Annotated in this window: 19 protein-coding genes; 17 read left to right on the top strand and 2 right to left on the bottom strand. The window is 36.7% G+C overall.

Translation table 11 applies throughout. The features are described 5' to 3' along the window. Positions 1-524: 524 nt before the first annotated feature. Entirely contained in the window at positions 525-1,184 is a 660-nt protein-coding gene (locus tag MMB68_RS13325) for an SDR family NAD(P)-dependent oxidoreductase (protein ID WP_221780054.1), read from the bottom strand. Between the two features lie 329 nt (positions 1,185-1,513). Between MMB68_RS13325 and MMB68_RS13320 the strand changes: the two genes are divergently transcribed. The 8 genes from MMB68_RS13320 to MMB68_RS13285 all read left to right on the top strand — a co-directional run bounded on the left by MMB68_RS13320 (position 1,514) and on the right by MMB68_RS13285 (position 8,349). Beyond that, the gene (locus tag MMB68_RS13320) at positions 1,514-2,095 is read left to right on the top strand and encodes a TetR/AcrR family transcriptional regulator (protein ID WP_221780053.1); all 582 of its coding nucleotides are present in this window, start codon (positions 1,514-1,516) and stop codon (positions 2,093-2,095) included. A 370-nt stretch (positions 2,096-2,465) separates the two neighbouring features. Next, on the top strand, positions 2,466-3,104 hold the full coding sequence (locus MMB68_RS13315; RefSeq protein WP_221812808.1) for a hypothetical protein: 639 nt from the start codon (positions 2,466-2,468) through the stop codon (positions 3,102-3,104). Between the two features lie 617 nt (positions 3,105-3,721). After that, positions 3,722-3,892, top strand: a complete 171-nt coding sequence (locus tag MMB68_RS13310) for a hypothetical protein (protein WP_157862161.1) — start codon at positions 3,722-3,724, stop codon at positions 3,890-3,892. Between the two features lie 192 nt (positions 3,893-4,084). Then, on the top strand, positions 4,085-4,519 hold the full coding sequence (locus MMB68_RS13305; protein WP_221783396.1) for a GNAT family N-acetyltransferase: 435 nt from the start codon (positions 4,085-4,087) through the stop codon (positions 4,517-4,519). 134 nt (positions 4,520-4,653) lie between these two features. Beyond that, complete coding sequence (locus MMB68_RS13300; protein ID WP_221783394.1) at positions 4,654-5,229, top strand: GNAT family N-acetyltransferase; 576 nt, start codon at positions 4,654-4,656, stop codon at positions 5,227-5,229. Positions 5,230-5,549: 320 nt separating this feature from the next. Then, on the top strand, positions 5,550-6,107 hold the full coding sequence (locus tag MMB68_RS13295; RefSeq protein ID WP_221783392.1) for a class I SAM-dependent methyltransferase: 558 nt from the start codon (positions 5,550-5,552) through the stop codon (positions 6,105-6,107). Positions 6,108-6,163: 56 nt separating this feature from the next. Then, positions 6,164-6,850, top strand: a complete 687-nt coding sequence (locus MMB68_RS13290; RefSeq protein ID WP_277548967.1) for a response regulator transcription factor — start codon at positions 6,164-6,166, stop codon at positions 6,848-6,850. After that, complete coding sequence (locus MMB68_RS13285) at positions 6,847-8,349, top strand: ATP-binding protein (protein ID WP_277548965.1); 1,503 nt, start codon at positions 6,847-6,849, stop codon at positions 8,347-8,349. Before MMB68_RS13290 ends, MMB68_RS13285 begins: the two co-directional genes overlap by 4 nt. A gap of 121 nt (positions 8,350-8,470) precedes the next feature. Here MMB68_RS13285 and MMB68_RS13280 read toward each other — a convergent pair whose 3' ends face one another. After that, positions 8,471-10,033: an alpha-amylase family glycosyl hydrolase gene (locus MMB68_RS13280; RefSeq protein WP_277548963.1), complete on the bottom strand. Its 1,563-nt coding sequence runs from the start codon at positions 10,031-10,033 to the stop codon at positions 8,471-8,473. Between the two features lie 425 nt (positions 10,034-10,458). Between MMB68_RS13280 and pxpA the strand changes: the two genes are divergently transcribed. The 9 genes from pxpA (at position 10,459) to MMB68_RS13235 (ending at position 18,702) form a co-directional block, all read left to right on the top strand. After that, positions 10,459-11,220 (top strand): 5-oxoprolinase subunit PxpA, encoded by a 762-nt coding sequence (gene pxpA / locus MMB68_RS13275; RefSeq protein WP_277447791.1) that lies wholly within the window; start codon positions 10,459-10,461, stop codon positions 11,218-11,220. 24 nt (positions 11,221-11,244) lie between these two features. Continuing rightward, the gene (locus MMB68_RS13270) at positions 11,245-12,483 is read left to right on the top strand and encodes an NRAMP family divalent metal transporter (RefSeq protein ID WP_042992114.1); all 1,239 of its coding nucleotides are present in this window, start codon (positions 11,245-11,247) and stop codon (positions 12,481-12,483) included. A gap of 52 nt (positions 12,484-12,535) precedes the next feature. Beyond that, entirely contained in the window at positions 12,536-13,327 is a 792-nt protein-coding gene (locus MMB68_RS13265; protein WP_221783383.1) for a putative hydro-lyase, read from the top strand. 17 nt (positions 13,328-13,344) lie between these two features. Continuing rightward, complete coding sequence (gene pxpB, locus MMB68_RS13260; RefSeq protein ID WP_221783381.1) at positions 13,345-14,100, top strand: 5-oxoprolinase subunit PxpB; 756 nt, start codon at positions 13,345-13,347, stop codon at positions 14,098-14,100. Further along, positions 14,097-15,092 carry a 5-oxoprolinase subunit C family protein gene (locus MMB68_RS13255; RefSeq protein WP_221783379.1) on the top strand — a complete coding sequence of 332 codons (996 nt, stop codon included), beginning with the start codon at positions 14,097-14,099 and terminating at the stop codon, positions 15,090-15,092. Before pxpB ends, MMB68_RS13255 begins: the two co-directional genes overlap by 4 nt. A gap of 22 nt (positions 15,093-15,114) precedes the next feature. Next, positions 15,115-15,576: an acetyl-CoA carboxylase biotin carboxyl carrier protein gene (gene accB / locus MMB68_RS13250; RefSeq protein WP_221783377.1), complete on the top strand. Its 462-nt coding sequence runs from the start codon at positions 15,115-15,117 to the stop codon at positions 15,574-15,576. A gap of 28 nt (positions 15,577-15,604) precedes the next feature. Beyond that, positions 15,605-16,969 (top strand): acetyl-CoA carboxylase biotin carboxylase subunit, encoded by a 1,365-nt coding sequence (accC, locus tag MMB68_RS13245; protein WP_221783375.1) that lies wholly within the window; start codon positions 15,605-15,607, stop codon positions 16,967-16,969. Positions 16,970-17,100: 131 nt separating this feature from the next. Then, positions 17,101-17,865, top strand: a complete 765-nt coding sequence (locus tag MMB68_RS13240) for an IclR family transcriptional regulator (protein ID WP_221783374.1) — start codon at positions 17,101-17,103, stop codon at positions 17,863-17,865. Positions 17,866-17,892: 27 nt separating this feature from the next. Beyond that, the gene (locus MMB68_RS13235; RefSeq protein WP_221783373.1) at positions 17,893-18,702 is read left to right on the top strand and encodes a uroporphyrinogen-III synthase; all 810 of its coding nucleotides are present in this window, start codon (positions 17,893-17,895) and stop codon (positions 18,700-18,702) included. Positions 18,703-19,242: the final 540 nt, after the last annotated feature.

The following is a 19,242-nucleotide window of genomic DNA, read 5'->3' as shown; positions in this document are numbered from 1 at the left end:
TCCGCATTTCCTCATGCAACCGACAGACTCGTTACCAAGAATGCCGTTTCGGATGGAGATCATCTTTGCGTCTAGATGAGTAGCATTAGCTACACTGTAAGAAAGCGACTTCTTGTCGCACCATAAGTTTGATTATAGGAAGTAGACTTTTCAAGCTATTACCTTGTTATAAACGTTCGTAAAACTACATGTATTTTAAAGAACGTTCGTAAACTGTTTTCGAATTTAAACGAACGCTGAGAATAATAATTTTTTTATACAAACTAATCGTTCGTAAAGGTATTCTTTTGCGAACGATATATTAAATTCTATTACAAGACGTTAAAGTAATTATCATAGCAAATAAAATACATGTACGGACATATAAAAACGGATTAACCCCAACTCTACATGTAGAGTTGGGGTTAATCCACCCATTTCTGTTCCTGGATCAGCGTAGCCGTTTCTCACATCAAAAACGGCTACCTTTTTGGTGATCGATGCCAGATTTATACCCGAGATGATTGATTTTTAATCTACCCGATTCATACTTTATCTCCCGTAATAAATTCTTCGACTCGATCTCTTTTGGTGTACATGTCGTACCAAATGTCGGCGATTTTGTCTTGAACTCCCGAATTCGGCTGCATCCAGATTCCAATCGAAATGTGCCCTGCATAAATACCTTTGTCCTTTAATTCACTATTCAAATTGAAGATATAATTACGAAGACCGGAAACTGCAATTCCGACATTGCCCATCATTGGTACTGGATTGACTGCGGCTCCACCTGTCGTAAATAACAGAGCTCCACTTTGTTTATCCAACATATCCGGAAGCACTTCTCGAATGCTCGATATCGCACCTAAAACGTTGAATTGAAATTGGTATAGCGCATTTTCTTCTGTTACATCTAATGCGTTTGTTACTGTATCGATACTTGGAGTTGGACTGTATTCAACCACGTCAATAAATCCGTATTTCTCTTTGATCGTTGCGAAAGCTAAACTAATTTGGTCTTTATTTAATATATCAGCTTGAAATGATGCTGCTTCAATGCCTAATTGTTCTAGTTCAATAACCAGTTGATTCAACTTTTCTTCATTACGGGCTATAAGCGCTACACGAAATCCGTTTTTTCCGAACTTCTTCGCAATAGACATTCCTAATCCTGGTCCTGCCCCAACAATTACAATATTTTTCATAATATAATTCCCTCCATAACTTCTTAGCTAATTCTTTTTTCTAAGAGAGTTCATTTGTTACGATAGGTACTACTTTATTTATTAAGAACCAATCGCATTTTCAATCTTTTGGGTGTGATTCTGAATGATCACAACAATTTACTTGATCGAAAACCTTCCACAAAAACATGTGTTATTTAAGCAACGCGCGTTGTATAATTGATGATAAGATGAAAAAGAACTATTAACAACCACCAAAATGGCTAATATGTTGTTTACACAACACTTCTATTGAATTGTCGTTTTTAAACACCATTGTGTAGCCTAAAAAGGAGAAGAAAAAACTGATTATGCAAAAAAAAGATCCGAGAATACTTCGTACAAGACAATTGATTGTAGACTCTTTTATCTCGTTAGCTAGTGAAAAAGATTTCAACAATATAACGGTACGTGATATCACTGAAAAGGCTACTATTAACCGCGCTACATTTTATGCGCACTTTGACGATAAATTTGATTTATTACATTCCACTATCACGAATACTTTTACAGACAAATTGAAAAAAGGACTGAATGGTCACGAGGGATTCAATGAAGAAGTCATTGCAAATGTTTTTCTAGCCATGTGTGATCACCATAAAGAGTTAAGTGACTTATGTCCTAAAGGTTACAATTCTTTAGGAACTATTATAGAAAGTAAAATTAAAGAAGAGTTACAAAAGCTAATAGCTGATCTTGTGCTAAAAGGCACTAAAAATACTATTGTATTAGAGGACAAACAATTGGTAACGACCCTATCTACTATACTGAGTTGGAGTATATACGGAGCTACATACTCATGGAATAAGGATGGAAGACCTATTTCACCAGAAGAGCTAGTGACTAAGACCCTACCTATATTTAAAAATGGCATGAGTAAGTATTTCTTTTAATGAAACTTATGTTAAATATCAATTCTTTTTGGGGTTCAGTCTCCATATAGACTATATTTTACCGTACAAGCATATGAATAAAAGGTGCACTTTTTATACATTCTTTCACTAATCGCTTACTGAAAAAACGTTGGTCTATCAAGGATGTATAAAAAGCTGCATACTCCGGAAAAAGAACCCTCGGCGGAACCGTTCTGCGACAAGGGTTCTTTTTTGTGTTGTCTTCCGGAAATAGTGATTATGTTAACTAGAAATGTATAGAATATTCAAGTTTTCTAACTCAGTTTTGATATATAATTAAAAGAGAATAAACCTGTCATTTAGTCTATTTAGATGGCGAAATATAAAGCTTGTAAAGGGAAATGTAGAGATGATTGCAAATAATAAATGGTTTTTAGCTAAATATGAACCTGTATCCAACGTGGGGGCTTATAAGTGGGACTACAAATTTGATAATAACATTGAGGCAATGCGACTAATAAATAGATATCTAATTAACAAAAATAAGCTATTCTCGTTTTTGAATAATAAAGGTCACTATTTTTATATTTTGAAGCCTATTGAGGGCCACAGTAAAATACAAAAACTGTTATGCGAAAGAAACCTTCAAAAGAAGGGATTTAAAGAGTTAAACTATTCTTATGTGAAAGACGAAAAGGATTACACACCTTTTGTATCAGAAGAGATTCGAACTATTAAATACTTTTATAAAAACTTAACTAAGTATGATGAGGAACAATTCACTCTTGATCTATTTAACGAAAGTTCGGATACAGTTATTTTATTTTCTGAAGAAGATATTTCTAATAATTTAATGGTCAATTATTTAAAAAATGAGGAATTACAACTTTGGAGAAATAAAGAAGCAGATGGAATACTTAATTTTTTAAGCGAGAAAAGGATAGGCTTAGTATATAAACATGGCTATTTTTTTCATGAAGAAGCTACTGTACGACCAGAATTAGAAGAAATGGTATTTATATGTTACGTTCCTTGGAGGTTAACTTAATTAATAAAAGTAAAAGCTGAAAGACCAACTATTGGGCTCTTTCAGCTTTTTGGTTCCTGTAATATGGATTATGGTAACTAAAAATGCACGGTATATACACTAATAAATTACCTCTAAATACCTTTTATGGTAAAATTAATTAGAAAGGAAGAGAAATAATAAAGCAATATTATCTAGTTTATATAACTTCTAATGTTGTTTAGGAAAGAGGAAATAAACTTGTTTAAAAGCTTGTCATCTGTTACATACCTTTTTTTATTTATATTTTTTACATTTCTTTTTTTGCACGAATTTCTTTTTATGCCATTTATATTTAATTTTTCAATTTTAGAATATATACATCTAGAGTGGCTAGGGTTTTGGTCCATGTTTTTAGCGATAACTTTTCTTGGATTATTCCTACGAAAAGCTTACAACTTAAACACCAAAAAGACTTTGCTAATAATAGGAGGCTCAATTTTATTAGTATTTGTGATTCTTTTAATTTTACTGTTATCAGTAGCCGGACAGTTATAAAAAGTTGCTTACAACATTAAAAATATGTATAGAATACATGATTTCTAGATTAGTAATTATTTTAACTGGAATTTTATTTCCTGATGGAGGAGTGGATTAGTATGTCTGATAAAGAGAAAGAGGAATCGGAAATTGAAAAGCCTAGCCTAGATAGAGCAGGGATAAGATCTTATATGGGTAACCCAGAGAAATTCGAGTTCTCGCTTTATGGAGTCTTAATGGCCTGTGTGCCTTTAATTATAGTCGGAATTTTTATTTGGTATAACTGGTAAAGAGCTTGGATCAATTGATCCAAGCTCTTTATTGCTGCCCATAAAAAAACATTATGTAAACTGATTTTGTATATTCTATTCACTTTTCACATTGGAATTTATTAAAAAAAAAGAGAAAGAACAACATAACATTTTCTTCCTGTGATAGCATCAATTTAAGTGAATTCATAAATAAATTAGGGAGAGATCACAATGACAATTCGTTTAGTGAAAGGATCAGATTATTATATAATATCTCCGTTAATTAACGATTGGTGGAATGGAAGACAAATGTCTGACTTGTTGCCAAAGCTTTTTTTTGATCATTTTAAAAATACTAGCTTTATTGTTGAAGAAGAAGGTAAAATCATAGGTTTTTTAATTGGATTCTTATCTCAATCCTACTCGAATGAAGCATATATTCACTTTGTTGGAATCGATCCGGAGTACAGGGGAAAAGGTATTGGGAAACAATTATATAATCAATTTTTCGATGTAATTAAACAAAATGGCCGCAATATTGTTCGCTGTGTGACTTCTCCTGTGAATAAAGCTTCAATTGCTTATCATACTAAAATGGGTTTTGAAATTGAACAGGGGAATAAACCAAATCAAGATAAGATTCTATTTGTAAAGTACTTGAATTAATTCAAGTACTTTTTCTACGGATAACTGTGACTATGTAAACTAGCAATGCACATCATATATATGCTTTCTTTGCATTTTTTTATTAATAATATAGACTTATTTTAATAAATGAAGAAAAGTTGGGGAGTGTTTAAGTGAATCCACTGTTATTAGATTTCCCTACGAAGTTTTATACTGAAAGGCTCTTTATAAGACTGCCTCTTCCTGGGGATGGAAAAGTTGTATCTCAAGCAATAAATGAATCTATTGAAGAATTAAAACCATGGCTGCCTTTTGCTAAAAATAAGCAAACCGTAGAAGAAGCAGAAATAAGTATTCGAAAATCTCATACAGAGTTTTTACAAAGAGAAGACTTAAGGCTTTTAATTTTTCTCAAAGAGACGGGTGACTTCGTTGGATCTTCTGGTTTACATCGTATAAATTGGAATGTTCCTAAATTTGAAATTGGTTACTGGATTAATTCTCGCTTTAGTAAGAAAGGATACATGACTGAAGCTGTTGAAGGAATTATGAATTTTGCTCTAAAAGAATTAGGGGCCAAAAGGTTAGAAATTAAATGTGACTCAAGTAATATTAAAAGTCGTGCTATACCTGAAAGACTAGGGTTTAGGCTAGAAGGTATTTTAGAAAATGATGATGTATCAGCTACTGGGTTAGACTTGAGAGACACCTGTATTTATGCAAAGGTTCTAAAACCTAATCAGATTTAATGTATACAGTTTTAAAGGTAAGCTTAATAAGCCTCTACTTCTAGAAGAGGCTTTATTTTTATATTTAGATTTCCGATAAAATGTTTTATGTTAACAGTTATAAAATCAAAAAAGGGGTACCGTTAGTTCTTAAAAGAAAAGAGCCAATGGTATCCCGTTCTTAAGAACAGCATATCACGCTTATTTTTAGATTCTTTATAAAAGTTATCTTTTCATAAGTATTTCTTAAGAATTGTTAAGGTTTTTCCTCGTATCGTATTAAGATTTTAGCATTAAACTACTGTTTATAACCTATCACCTGAAGAAACGAGGAGAAATAGATGAATGCCATGCATTTCATTCAAGAATATATGAGACACCCGCGTGCAGTTGGAGCTATTATGCCGAGCTCTAAATCATTAGCTAAGAAAATGATGAAGCCTATACCATTTGAGGAAATAACGTGTATCATTGAATATGGTCCAGGAACAGGCGTATTTACAGAAGAAATTGTTCAAAATAAACGGAAAGACACCATTTTCTTAGCGATAGAAGCCAATGAAACATTCTATAACATATTAGAGAAGAAATATGGACATATCGAGAATGTGTACATTATTCATGACTCTGCTGAGAATATAAGTGACTATTTAAAACAATATGGCATTGAAAAAGTAGACTATATCGTATCTGGATTGCCTTTTACAAGCTTACCTGGAACTATTTCTACACAGATTTTAAATGAGACAGGATCTTTGCTGGGACCAGAAGGCAAGTTCATTACATTCCAGTATTCAAAAGTAAAACGCTCTTTCTTTGAATCCTTTTTTACTACGATTCAGTATGAAAAAGTGTATAGAAATGTTCCACCAGCTTATGTATTCGTATGTAATAACTAATCCTACTCCTTTTCTCTAGTTTATATTGAATTTAAGAATAGAAAGAGTGAAGAAACATGTCAGAAAGAACCATCCTTATTGTCGACGATGAAGCTGAAATTAGAAATATTATGTCCATTTATTTAAAAAATGAAGGATATCAAGTAGTAGATGTACCGGATGCTGCAACAGCTATGGATATGTTAAAAAAACAAAAAATTGACCTGATTATTCTAGATGTGATGATGCCAGGGATGAATGGGATAGATACTTGCTTGAAAATCAGAGAAGAATATACCATGCCCATTATTTTTTTATCAGCTAAATCAGAAGACATGGATAAAATTCATGGTCTGGCCAGTGGAGCAGAAGACTATGTTACAAAGCCCTTTAACCCATTAGAACTGATGGCGCGTGTAAAATCTCAACTTCGTCGATACTATATGCCCCCTGAAAGAGAGGTTTCTTCCAACTTCTTAGAAAAGGGAGACTTAAAAGTAGATGGAAGAACAAATGAAGTGTTTGTAAGAGATCGGGAGGTGCGTCTAACTCCTAAAGAATTTCAAATTCTCTCTTTGTTACTTCAGCATCAAGGACAAGTATTTAGTATTCAACAGATTTATGAAACTGTATGGAAAGAACCCTTTTATAAGTCGGATAATACGATTATGGTCCATATGACAAAAATCAGAGACAAGATAGAAGAGAATCCTAAAAAACCAATCTATATTCAGACAGTATGGGGCGTAGGCTATAAAGCATGAAAACAAAAAATAATGCAGATAAGATTGGACGCCCATCAGTCAATTTGAACACAAAGTTATTCCTTATCTTTATTCTCTCCTTGGTCATATCTATTTTTAGCTTTTTTCTTTTTATCTTTATCAATCCTCAATTTGGGGATATTCGTAACCAACAAATAGAGCAACAAAAAGAGGAAGAGACCATTAGAAAGCTCCTTGCCCAACTCACTCATTCCTTGGAAGAGAAGCGCATGAGCTTAGATGATATAGATAACATTGCTTCAATGCTAAATCCTATAACGGATGCTCATCCTAATTTAGGGTTCTTAGTAGCAAATGCCAAAGGAGACGTTCTTTTTCATTCAAATAACCAAAAGATAAAAAATACCAATATACAATATTTACTTAAGCAAAAGCTTGCAGATGAACCCACGGGCAATGAATCATTTAATACACATTATTCTTCTTTTATATCGCTCCTTTCCCTTCAAGGTGATATCGGATACCTCATTATTGAAGGGCCTTCTTTTGATCCTATTTTTAGTCCGAATAGATATATTTATCAAGTCTATATGGGACTTGGAGGTAGTGTGCTCATCTTCTTTGTCTTGTTTCTATTATGGACAAGGCCTATTACACGGTATATTAAGCAGATTGAAGAGGGAATCAACAGGATTGTGAACAAAGATTGGACGTATTCCATTCCCGTGAAAGGTAAAAATGAACTGTCATTCTTAGCTAAAAACATCAATTGGATGACTCAACAAATGCGGAAAAGGTTTGAAAAAGAACGTAAAGTTGAACAAGCAAAAAATGAATTAATTACGAATCTCTCGCATGATTTACGAACTCCATTGACCTCTATTATTGGATATCTAACACTCTTGAAAGATAAACAGTATAAAAATAGTGAGGAGCTGGAAAGATACATTCAGACTACCTACGGCATTTCATTCAAATTGAAAAATTTATTGGATGAACTATTCGAATATACAAAGTTGTCTTTACCTGACGTAGACATGCAATTTCAAGAAGTTGACTTAGGTGGAGTCCTATATCAGCTTGTAGGAGAGTATACCCCTATGTTTGAAAATCGTGGGCTTTCCGTAAAAGTAGAGATTCCTGATGAGGCTGTTTTTATCTCCATAGATATTGAGAAAATGATTCGCGTTTTCGATAATTTACTTTCGAATGCTGAAAAATACAGTCATGAAAGTGGAGATATTGAGATAGTCCTCTATACTAACGAAAAACAAGTCATTGCACGTATTTCTAATACAACTGATCAAATTGCTTCTGAGGAATTAAGCCATCTGTTTGATAAGTTTTATCGAATGGATAAAGCACGTTCTAGCGAAGTGGCAGGATCGGGCATTGGTCTTTCCATTGCCAAACGAATTGTTGAACTTCATCAAGGAGAAATATGGGCAGAAAGTGAGAAAGAAAAGATAACGATGTATGTTGCGTTGCCTTTTCCTCATGATAAAGAAAAGAAAGAGATTATTTATGAAGATTTATGAACTAATTAGATTAGCAGTAGAAATTATGTTTACACTAATTTCTGATGATGTTCTCATGCTAACTTTTTATGAAAAAACACCTTCAAGTGATTACCAGGTAATCACTCGAAGGTGTTTTCTATTATTTTATCAAAACCGTTGTATTCGCCGGAATCACAAGCTGATTTTTGACTTTCTTAGCACCTTTTTCACTAGCAAAAATCAATTTACCTTTCGCTGCTACAGATACTTTTACAGGTTGATTTGAAATATTGTGATACACACTAATGGAGTTGCCTTTATATGTGCGGCTATAAGCAACAACTTCTTTACTGTCTACTGAAATAGATTGAAGCGTTCCTTTTACTAACTCTTCATGCTGCTGGCGCACGCGAATCATTTCACGGTAATGATTTAACAAAGAGTCCTTTTGTTTGGTTTGTGCTTCTACAGACACACCGTTGCCGCCTTTATTGTATACAGGTGTTTCCCAGCTAGTTTGTCCAAGTCCGTTTCCTTCGTACCAGCGGAACGGTTCACGGATTAACTCATCAGGCTTTTCACCAGTCATGCCAATTTCTTCACCGTAATAAATATACGGATTTCCAGGAAGCGTAAGTAATATAGAAGCAGCTGATTTTGCTTTGTTCACATCGCCGCTCAGCTCACTCATGACGCGATTTTGGTCATGGTTGGTTAAGAAAATTCCGTCAATTTTATTTGGATTATATGATTTGAACAGCTCATCCGTTGCCGCTGCTGCAGTGGCGATTCCTTGATCATTCCCTGCTTTTACAGAGCTGACAATTTTTCCTGCTAAATCAAAGTTAAATAGGGAATCAAGCGATTGATAATAAGGAGCTACTACTTCCGGCTGATCCCATACTTCACCCGTTAGATATACGTTAGGGTTTTCTTTTTTCATTGCATCTCTAAACTCATTCCACCACAGGAGATTTTTCTTAGCGCCTTCAGGCGTTTGACCTTTAAAGATATGAAGGGCAGCATCTAAGCGGAAGCCGTCAACGCCTTGCTTTAGCCAAAAGTTTCCGACGTTAATCATTTCTTTTCTTACTTCAGGGTTATCGTAATTTAAGTCAGGCATTCCTTCCCAGAACGTTCCGTAAAAATACTCTCCGTTTGGAGCTTTATGCCATACTTGCTGTCCCCAAGATCCTTTTTCATTCAAATCGGTATTTTTATCAGCCCAAATATAGTAATCTCTGTACTTGCTGTTTTTATCTTTTAATGCAGCTTGAAACCAAGGGTGTTCGCTGCTCGTATGATTCACAACAAGGTCCATAATGACTTTTACGTCTCGTTTGTCTGCTTCTTTCATCAGCTTGCGAAAATCTTGCAGATTTCCGTACTGCGGATCAATGTTATAATAGTCCGTTACATCATATTTATGATAGCTAGGAGAAGGGTTAACTGGCATCATCCAAATCCCGTTTACTTGAAGATCATTCTTTGTATGAGAATTTCCGTCATTTAAATAGTCCAGCTTTTGTGTAAGACCTTTTAAATCACCATGTCCATCTTTATTTGCATCGTAAAAAGAGTTTACATACACCTCATAAAAGACACCGTTTTTATCTGCAGCTGGAGCTTTACCTTTATGTACGGTTTCGGCGTGAACGCCTGTTGATAAGCTAGCAGCCAGCGGCAGTGTTAGAGCTAAAGCTGTCCATTTTTTACCTTTCATCGTTTCATCCCCTTTTTTGCAATCGTTTGCATAAATTGACTACAATTGAAATATAGCACCTATTTGAAAACGATTACAACGAAAATTTCATTTTGATTATTTTGAACTAGTAATTTTTCTGACAACCTGTTTGTTTACTGCGTCTAATGACATTGAGCGGCTGCGTTATATTAAGGCAATAGATAGAAGATAGCAATAAAATAAGGGATTATTATCCAAGTGAAAATAATGACTATGTCAAATATTCTGACAATGTTGTTGTTCAATTCATCATCTCGTGCTAAAATCCAAATATAACTGAAAAACGGTACTGCGGTTCCGAAAAACGGAACTTAAAGTATTGATGCAGATAATAAAGCTTGAATTTTATTTACTATCTGCAAATGATTACGCTTACATTAAAGGGGTTAAGGGGGAAGAATGCATTGAGTAAAGTAGATTTAAACTGTGATTTAGGGGAAAGCTTTGGTGCTTATCGTATTGGCAATGATGAATCCATTTTAGAGCACGTGACGTCTGTGAACGTAGCCTGTGGATTTCATGCAGGGGATCCGAGCGTCATGAGAAAAACGGTAAAATTGGCCGCTGAAAAAAAAGTGCAAATTGGGGCTCATCCTGGTCTGCAGGACCTTATTGGTTTTGGTCGCAGAAACATGAATATTTCACCTCAGGAAGCCTACGATATTGTGGTCTATCAAATTGGGGCATTAAACGGTTTTTTGCAAGCAGAAGGGCTATCGATGCAGCATGTAAAACCTCACGGTGCACTATATAACATGGCTGCTAAAAACAAAGCGTTGTCTGAAGCAATAGCAAAAGCTGTTTACAACGTAAATCCTGAGCTGATTTTGTTTGGGTTATCTGGAAGTGAGCTGATTCAAGCAGGTAACAAAATTGGTTTAAAAACGGCTAACGAAGTATTTGCAGACCGTACCTATCAGTTAGACGGTTCTCTCACTGCTCGCACAGAACCAAATGCTTTAATTGAAAATGATGACGAAGCTGTTTCTCAAGTTATTACAATGGTGAAAGAAGGGAAGGTAAAATCTCAGCAGGGCAAGGATGTAGAATTGCAGGCAGATACGATTTGCATCCATGGAGACGGAGCTCACGCACTTGAATTTGCCCGTCATGTCAACCGTTCTTTACGAGCATCAGAAGTGGTAGTTAAGGCTATTTCAAAATAAAAACTACATATAATCAGGAGGAAGATGATATTGGAGCCAATTAAAAAATCAACACCTCAGCAAAAGCTTTCGGCTGCGCCTAAAGTAAACTGGACGTTAATGCTTGGAGCCGCTTTTTTAATGGCCACATCGGCTATTGGACCAGGATTTTTAACTCAAACTACCGTATTTACACAAAATTTAGCTGCAAGCTTCGGATTCGTTATTTTAATTTCAATTATTCTTGATATCTTTGCTCAAACCAACGTATGGAGAATTATTGCCGTTTCTGAAAAACGAGGACAAGAAATCGCCAACATGGTATTTCCGGGATTAGGGTACGTGCTCGCTATTTTAATTGTTATTGGCGGACTTGCTTTCAATATTGGAAATATTGCCGGTGCCGGGCTTGGATTAAATGCGATTACGGGTATTTCTCCAACAGCCGGAGCTGCAATTAGTGCAGTTATTGCCGTGCTAATCTTCGTTGTAAAAGAAGCGGGAAAAGCAATGGATCGCTTCACGCAAATTGCTGGTTTTGTCATGATTGGGCTGATGCTATATGTAGCTGCTACCACTTCACCTCCCGTTGGAGAAGCTGTAGTGAAAACTTTTGCTCCTGACAAAATTGACATTATTGCAATCGTTACGCTTGTTGGAGGAACAGTCGGTGGTTATATCACCTTTGCTGGTGGACATCGTCTTTTAGATGCCGGCGTAAAAGGTATCGATTCTTTACCTCAAGTAACCAAAAGTTCTGTAACAGGAATTCTCATCACTTCTGTTATGCGAATCGCTTTGTTTTTAGCTGTACTTGGCGTTGTGTCTAAAGGTTTACAAATTGATCCAGCCAATCCTCCGGCATCCGTGTTTCAGCTCGCAGCAGGAAACGTCGGTTATAAAATCTTTGGTATTGTTATGTGGTCTGCCGCTATTACGTCTGTAGTGGGAGCTGCTTATACATCTGTTTCGTTTATTCAAACGTTTAGTGAAAAACTTAATAAAAACTCAAACTGGATTATTATTGGATTTATTATTATTTCAACTCTGTCGTTTGTCTTAATTGGAAAACCTGTAAAAGTTCTTCTTTTAGTTGGAGCAATCAATGGATTAATTTTGCCAATCGCTCTAGGAACATTACTAATCGCTGCGTACAAAAAAAGCATTGTTGGCGAGTATAAACATCCTTTATGGCTTACCATTTCTGGTGTACTTGTCGTTATTGTAATGGCTTTAATGGGCGGCTATACGTTAATGGATCAACTTCCTCAATTATTTAAATAAAACAATGTGCCCGCACGTAAGTTGTGTGCGGGCAATGATGGGAGATGGAAACATGACAACCCTTTCACAACTAACTCCAGCTGAACTTCGTCAGCAAATCCGTAACAATCAGCTTATTCAACCAACAGCAGGCATGGCAAACGGCTATGCTCAAGCTAATTTAGCTATTTTACCAAAGCAACAAGCTTTTGACTTTCTATTGTTCTGTCAGCGTAACCCTAAATCGTGTCCTCTTTTAGATGTCACAGACGTTGGATCTCCGGTGCCAAAATTTGCGGCTCCATCTGGAGATATTCGTACAGACATTCCAAAGTATCGAATCTATGAAAATGGGGAACTAGTAAAAGAAGTAACTGATATTACAGACTATTGGACAGAGGATATGGTAGCTTTTCTTATCGGCTGCAGCTTTACATTTGAGTACGCGCTTTTAAACAACGATATACCTGTTCGTCACATTGAAGAAAATTGTAATGTTTCTATGTATAAAACAAATATTCCATGCGCTGAAGCAGGAATATTTCACGGCTCAACGGTGGTTAGTATGCGTCCAATTCCTCAGCAAGATGTAGTACGGGCAGCCCAAGTAACTTCACGTTTTCCAGCTGTGCACGGGGGGCCTGTTCACATTGGAGATCCGGCTGCAATAGGGATCCAAGACCTGCACTCTCCGGATTTTGGTGATGCTGTTTCGATTAAGGAAGGGGAAGTGCCCGTATTTTGGGCTTGTGGTGTAACTCCTCAAGCAGTAGCAATGGCAACAAAACCTTCTATTATGATTACACATGCTCCGGGGCATATGTTTATCACAGATATTCGAGATGAAAAACTAGGTGTTTTATAAAAGAAAGAGGTGTAGATATGAATCAAACCGTAACAAAAGCGTCGGCTGTTATTTCTCCGCTTGGCGACTCAGCGCTTGTTATAACGTTTGGAGATAGCATTCAGTACGACATTCATAAACAAATTAAAACGTGTAAAGATTCGATAGAATTAAATCCTTTCCCTGGATTTGTTGAATGCGTGCCGGCATTTACAAATCTTACAATTTTCTACAACCCTCTTGAAGTTGTAGCAGCCGTGGGAAAAAAGCAGAAGAAGGAATTTGTTTCTCCTTTTGAAGTAGTGTCTTCTATCATTCAAAGTAAACTAGAAAACGAACAGACAGAAAAAGAATTAGACCATCGTACGGTCTCCATTCCAGTTTGCTACGGAGGAGAGTATGGACCTGACCTTGAATATGTCGCTCGTCACCATAACTTAACACCTGAAGAGGTAATAAGTATTCATTCTGAAGGCGAATACTTAGCGTACATGATTGGATTTGCTCCTGGATTTCCATTTCTCGGAGGGTTATCTGAAAAGATTGCTACTCCTCGCCGGTCGTCTCCTCGCACCTCTATTCCTGCCGGCTCGGTTGGTATTGCGGGAATGCAAACAGGAGTGTACCCTATTTCCACTCCCGGAGGATGGCAGTTAATTGGTCAAACGCCCGTTAAATTGTTTTTGCCGGAGCAAAATCCTCCAAGTTTGCTGCAGGCTGGAGATATTGTGAAATTCGAACCTATCTCTAAAGAAGAGTATCAAGAAATGAAAGCAAAGGAGGAGGGGAAATGAGTATGCGAGTAAGTAAAGCCGGCTTATTAACGAGCATTCAAGATTTAGGAAGAAGAGGATTTCAGCAGCACGGTGTGATTGTAAGCGGAGCAATGGACTCTTATTCCCTCCGAATTGCTAATTTACTAGTTGGTAACGATGAAAAAGAAGCGGGACTTGAAGTTACGCTAATGGGGCCTACCCTTGAAATAGAAAGCGATTGTTTAGTAGCGATCACAGGGGGAGATTTAACTCCTTCGGTCAACGGAAAGCCAGTACCTATGTGGAAACCTTTATTTATTCCAAAAGGAAGCACTTTAGCATTTGGTCCTTGTAGAACCGGTTGTCGTTCCTATCTATCTGTAGCTGGAGGATTTTCTATTGATGAAGTGTTAAATAGTAAAAGCACGTATTTGAGAGGCGAAATTGGTGGCTATAAAGGAAGAGCATTACAAACAGAGGACGTTTTACCTCTATCTGTTCCTGCTGCTTCAAAGCCTGCTTTTCTTTCAAATGAACTGATAAACGGAGTATATACTTCTTCATGGTCCGTAAATTATAAAGAATTTGTTCATTTTACAAAGAAACCAAGTGTCCGTGTTATGAATGGCAGTCAATTTGATTTATTTACAGCGGAAAGCAAAAGTCATTTTATGAAAGAGCCCTTTAAAGTATCAAATCAATCAGATCGAATGGGCTATCGAATGGATGGACCTTCTCTTCAGCTTCAAGAAAAAAAAGAGCTATTGTCTGAAGCCGTCTCACAAGGTTCTGTTCAAGTCCCGCCAGATGGAAATCCCATTATCCTGTTAGCAGACCGTCAAACTACAGGAGGATATCCTAAAATCGCTCAAGTCATCACAGCAGATTTACCGCTTTTAGCTCAAGTAAAACCTGGAGAATCCATTTACTTTTCTCATATTTCGCTTCATGAAGCAGAAAAAATCTATTTAGAAAAAGAACAGCTGCTTCAAGAATTGAAGATTGCTATTAACCTTGCGTCAACTAAATAACACAAAACGGGAGTGACAAGAAATGATAAACGTACGTGAATTGCAAGAAGTTGTTTCATTAATGAATGAATCTGGTATTCAAAAGCTCCATATTGAACACGAAGGAACAAAAGTTGTCATTGATAAAGCAGGAATTCCTTTAGAAGACACAGCTGTTACAGAAGTAAAAACAGTGGAAGTAAAAGCCGCTGCCGCTGAGCAAGCGCCTCAAGATTCTATGTCTGTAAACGCAGCAGAGAATCTTGAAAAGCAAATTTTATCACCAATGGTTGGAACCTTTTACGCTAAGCCAGAAGCAGATGCCGATCCTTTTGTTCAAGTAGGACAAACAATTGAACGTAAAGATGTTGTATGTGTAATTGAAGCGATGAAGCTGTTTAACGAAGTAGATGCAGGAATGGAAGGAGAAGTGCTTGAAATTCTTGTGAAGGACGGAGATGTTGTTGAGTTTGGACAGCCTCTATTTACCGTAAAATCATACTAAAGTATACATACTGTCAGGAGGAGCCACTATGTTCAAAAAAGTGTTAATCGCAAACCGCGGTGAGATTGCAGTTCGGATCATTCGAGCTTGTAAAGAGATGGGTATTGCAACCGTGGCGGTTTATTCAGAAGCAGACAAAGATGCACTTCACGTGAAGCTAGCAGATGAGTCATTTTGTATTGGCAAAACGTCTTCTAAAGAAAGCTACTTAAACATTCGTAATTTGCTTACCGTAGCGCAAGTAACCAAGGCAGACGCTATTCATCCCGGCTATGGATTTTTAGCTGAAAATGCTGATTTTGCTGAGATGTGTGAATCCTATGATATTACCTTTATTGGTCCAAAAGCGGAAGCCATCCGTAAAATGGGAGCAAAAGCTGTAGCACGAGATACAATGAAACAAGCAGGCGTGCCTATTGTACCTGGAACAGAAGGGCTGATTAAAGATAGCAGCTCAGCTATTCCAGTAGCACGAGAAATAGGCTATCCAATCATTGTGAAAGCTACAGCGGGCGGGGGTGGAAAAGGAATGCGTTTAGCTCATAGCGAAGAAGAGCTAGAAAAAGCAATTCGTCAAGCTCAGCATGAAGCAGAAACAGCCTTTGGAAACGGCGGCGTATATCTTGAAAAGTACCTAGAAGAGCCAAAACACATCGAAATTCAAATCATTGCTGATGAAGAAGGGAGTGTGGTTCATTTAGGGGAACGAGATTGTTCGATTCAACGCCGTCATCAAAAATTGGTAGAAGAAGCTCCATCTCCTGCGGTAGACGAAAACCTTCGTGCTAAAATGGGCAAAGCGGCAGTCTCGGCAGCTAAAGCAGTTGATTATACAGGTGTCGGAACAGTTGAGTTTCTGTTAGACAAGCACGGGCATTTTTACTTTATGGAAATGAACACGCGAATTCAAGTTGAACACCCTGTTACAGAACTTGTAACAAACATTGACTTAATTAAAGAACAAATTTCAGTAGCGGCAGGCTACCCGCTATCATTTACTCAGCAGGATATTCACTTAAAGGGATGGGCAATTGAATGTCGGATCAATGCAGAAAATCCGGCTAAAAACTTTATGCCTTCTCCTGGAAAAGTCGAGATGTATTTACCTCCTGGCGGCTACGGAGTTCGTGTAGACAGCGCCGTTTACCCAGGCTATGAAATTTCCCCCTTTTATGATTCAATGGTGGCGAAATTAATTGTAACGGGGAAAGATCGAAATGAAGCGATTCAACGAATGAAACGCGCGCTCGAAGAATTTATTATTATAGGCATTCATACAACCATTCCTTTTCATTTAGAATTACTGAACCATCCTTCTTTTAAAGAAGGGGATTTTACAACCAAATTTCTAGAAAGTAACCCTATTTCAATTAAAGAACTAGAAACGGTGTAAGAAAGGAAAGTGCTCTTATAAGGGAGTGCTTTCCTTTTTTTCTTCATGTATAATAAAAAGAACATATGATTAGCTAGTAAGCTATACGTCTATCAAATACATGTATTCGCACAAATAAGGGAGAAGGTTTTATGCAAGCTAACAATAAAACAGTCGTTAAATCCATGCAGGTTCTCACGCTTTTTATCAAGCACCCTAAGCTTACCTTCACAGAAATGATGGAATATTCAGGCGTTCCAAAAACTTCTTTGCACCGGATGGTTGGTTCGCTTGAAGAAATGGGATTTTTAACAAAAGATGAGCAAGGATACTATTCGCTAGGACTTTTATTCTTGCAATTTGGTCAGCTAGTGGCTAATCGCTTAGATATTAGAAATATCGCAAAGCCTGTAATGGAAACGCTCCGAGACGAAGTAGAAGAAGCGGTTAATTTAATTGTACGAGATGGGAATGAAGCTATGTATATTGAAAAAGTAGATACGCTTCATCCAGTGCGCCTCTATACATCAATTGGAAGGCGTTCACCTCTTTATGCAGGAGCTTGTTCACGCATTATCTTGGCGCATTTACCCGAAAAAGAACAAGAGGAGTATATTACTCAAACGGAGCTAAATCCAATAGGTATTGGAACAATTACAGATCAAAAGAAACTAAGAAATGTATTAAAAGAAGCAAAAGAAAAAGGGTATACCATTAGCACCTCTGAATTAGAAAACTTTACAACATCCGTGAGCGCCCCGATTGTAAATCATCAAAATGAAGTAGTTGCAGGCATTAGCGTAGCGGGAATTGAAGCGAGATTTCAAGGGGACAGACTGCCGTTCATTATTCAAAAAGTAACAGAAGCGGCGAGCCTAATTTCTGAAAAACTCGGTTATCAAGGATCATTAAAGTAGCATACATAGAAAAATGGAGGTAGACCATTGAAACGATTAGAAGGTAAAACAGTCGCACTCGTAGGTCAGCGTAAAGTAGGAGAAATCAGCAAAATTGTTGAAAACCTTGGCGGGACCCCGCTTGTACGACCTGCACAAGGAACAATCTTTTTAGATGACACACACTTAGAAGCAGATATTAAAGAACTGGTAAAAGGAAATTATGATTGGTTTATTTTTACAACAGGCGTCGGGACGGAAATTTTATATAAAACAGCAGATAAGCTAGGACTGGCGGATGAATTTCTTTCTTCTTTACAAGCAGCCAATATTGCTGCGCGCGGGTATAAAACCGTAAATATGTTAAAAAAACTCGGTGTTACTCCAACCGTTCGAGATGATGATGGAAGTACAGCGGGACTAGTCAGGGCGCTTCATTCGTTTTCTTTTGAAGGAAAGCATGTAGCGCTTCAGCTTCACGGAGATCCTGCACCAAAATTGATTGATTTTCTTTCGAATCAAAAAGCCCAATTTAAAGAGATTTTACCGTATCAGCATATTCCTCCAAAAGCAGAAGTCATGGAACAGCTTATAAACGAATTAATAAGCGGGAAAGTTGATGCAGTTAATTTCACAAGTGCTCCCCAAGCCCGATTTTTATTTTCGTTTGCAAGAGAACACGGACAAGCCGATCATATTCGAGAACTCTTTAAAAGCTCTGTAGTAGCTGTATCCGTGGGAAAAGTAACCGCTGCTGCTTTAAAAGAAGAAGGAGTAGATCGTATTGTTATTCCTGATCAAGAAAGAATGGGAAGTGCAATTGTAGCTTTAGAACATTATTATCAGCAGCATGATTAACAAAAGACCTTCTCGCCTCACCGCGAGAAGGTCTTTTGTATGACTTCATCCAAACGTTGTCGAATATTGTTTGATAATTACCTATCACCCTTTTTTTAAACACGTGCAAACGACAGATAAACATAGATTTGTTACTATTTTAGAAAATCATTTTCAAATATTGTAAAAATAGTAGAAAAAGGTAAAAAACAGACGTGGATGTTAAAAAATTGTTACGTTCTTTTTAGCAATAACTTATATCCAACCATCTTAAAAAATCTTGATTGACTATTTTATCATGTTAAAAACAGTGCTGTGTAAAGCCCAGTGGATTATTTGTTTTAATAGGGATATAAAGGTATATTTTTGCAGGTGAAAGATGAATGTATACACAAGCGTTAAATGTTACATTACTGAAATACAATTGTAATATTGTTATTCTTTTTTTGAACGTTTATCGTGGTATAATTTTCGTAGATTTTCATTAGCATATTTAGCTATTTATCGACAAATACAGTGAACTTTACATAAATTGTCAGACTTTTATACATATTGATACAT

The sequence above is a fragment of the Priestia sp. Y58 genome, from assembly GCF_029522095.1.
GTDB lineage: Bacteria > Bacillota > Bacilli > Bacillales > Bacillaceae_H > Priestia > Priestia megaterium_E.
The sequence above is the reverse complement of the archived record's forward strand: the minus strand, read 5'-3'. Positions and strand labels throughout refer to the sequence as shown.

What these genes read in the sequence shown, in the direction of transcription:
- pxpB (WP_221783381.1), top strand. Translation starts at nt 13,345, where the DNA reads ATGAATCAAACCGTAACAAAAGCGTCGGCTGTTATTTCTCCGCTTGGC.
- MMB68_RS13240 (WP_221783374.1), top strand. Translation starts at nt 17,101, where the DNA reads ATGCAAGCTAACAATAAAACAGTCGTTAAATCCATGCAGGTTCTCACG.
- MMB68_RS13255 (WP_221783379.1), top strand. Translation starts at nt 14,097, where the DNA reads ATGAGTATGCGAGTAAGTAAAGCCGGCTTATTAACGAGCATTCAAGAT.
- MMB68_RS13310 (WP_157862161.1), top strand. Translation starts at nt 3,722, where the DNA reads ATGTCTGATAAAGAGAAAGAGGAATCGGAAATTGAAAAGCCTAGCCTA.
- MMB68_RS13305 (WP_221783396.1), top strand. Translation starts at nt 4,085, where the DNA reads ATGACAATTCGTTTAGTGAAAGGATCAGATTATTATATAATATCTCCG.
- accB (WP_221783377.1), top strand. Translation starts at nt 15,115, where the DNA reads ATGATAAACGTACGTGAATTGCAAGAAGTTGTTTCATTAATGAATGAA.
- MMB68_RS13285 (WP_277548965.1), top strand. Translation starts at nt 6,847, where the DNA reads ATGAAAACAAAAAATAATGCAGATAAGATTGGACGCCCATCAGTCAAT.
- MMB68_RS13325 (WP_221780054.1), bottom strand. Translation starts at nt 1,184, where the DNA reads ATGAAAAATATTGTAATTGTTGGGGCAGGACCAGGATTAGGAATGTCT.
- MMB68_RS13295 (WP_221783392.1), top strand. Translation starts at nt 5,550, where the DNA reads ATGAATGCCATGCATTTCATTCAAGAATATATGAGACACCCGCGTGCA.
- MMB68_RS13270 (WP_042992114.1), top strand. Translation starts at nt 11,245, where the DNA reads ATGATATTGGAGCCAATTAAAAAATCAACACCTCAGCAAAAGCTTTCG.
- MMB68_RS13280 (WP_277548963.1), bottom strand. Translation starts at nt 10,033, where the DNA reads ATGAAAGGTAAAAAATGGACAGCTTTAGCTCTAACACTGCCGCTGGCT.
- accC (WP_221783375.1), top strand. Translation starts at nt 15,605, where the DNA reads ATGTTCAAAAAAGTGTTAATCGCAAACCGCGGTGAGATTGCAGTTCGG.
- MMB68_RS13315 (WP_221812808.1), top strand. Translation starts at nt 2,466, where the DNA reads ATGATTGCAAATAATAAATGGTTTTTAGCTAAATATGAACCTGTATCC.
- MMB68_RS13320 (WP_221780053.1), top strand. Translation starts at nt 1,514, where the DNA reads ATGCAAAAAAAAGATCCGAGAATACTTCGTACAAGACAATTGATTGTA.
- MMB68_RS13290 (WP_277548967.1), top strand. Translation starts at nt 6,164, where the DNA reads ATGTCAGAAAGAACCATCCTTATTGTCGACGATGAAGCTGAAATTAGA.
- MMB68_RS13265 (WP_221783383.1), top strand. Translation starts at nt 12,536, where the DNA reads ATGACAACCCTTTCACAACTAACTCCAGCTGAACTTCGTCAGCAAATC.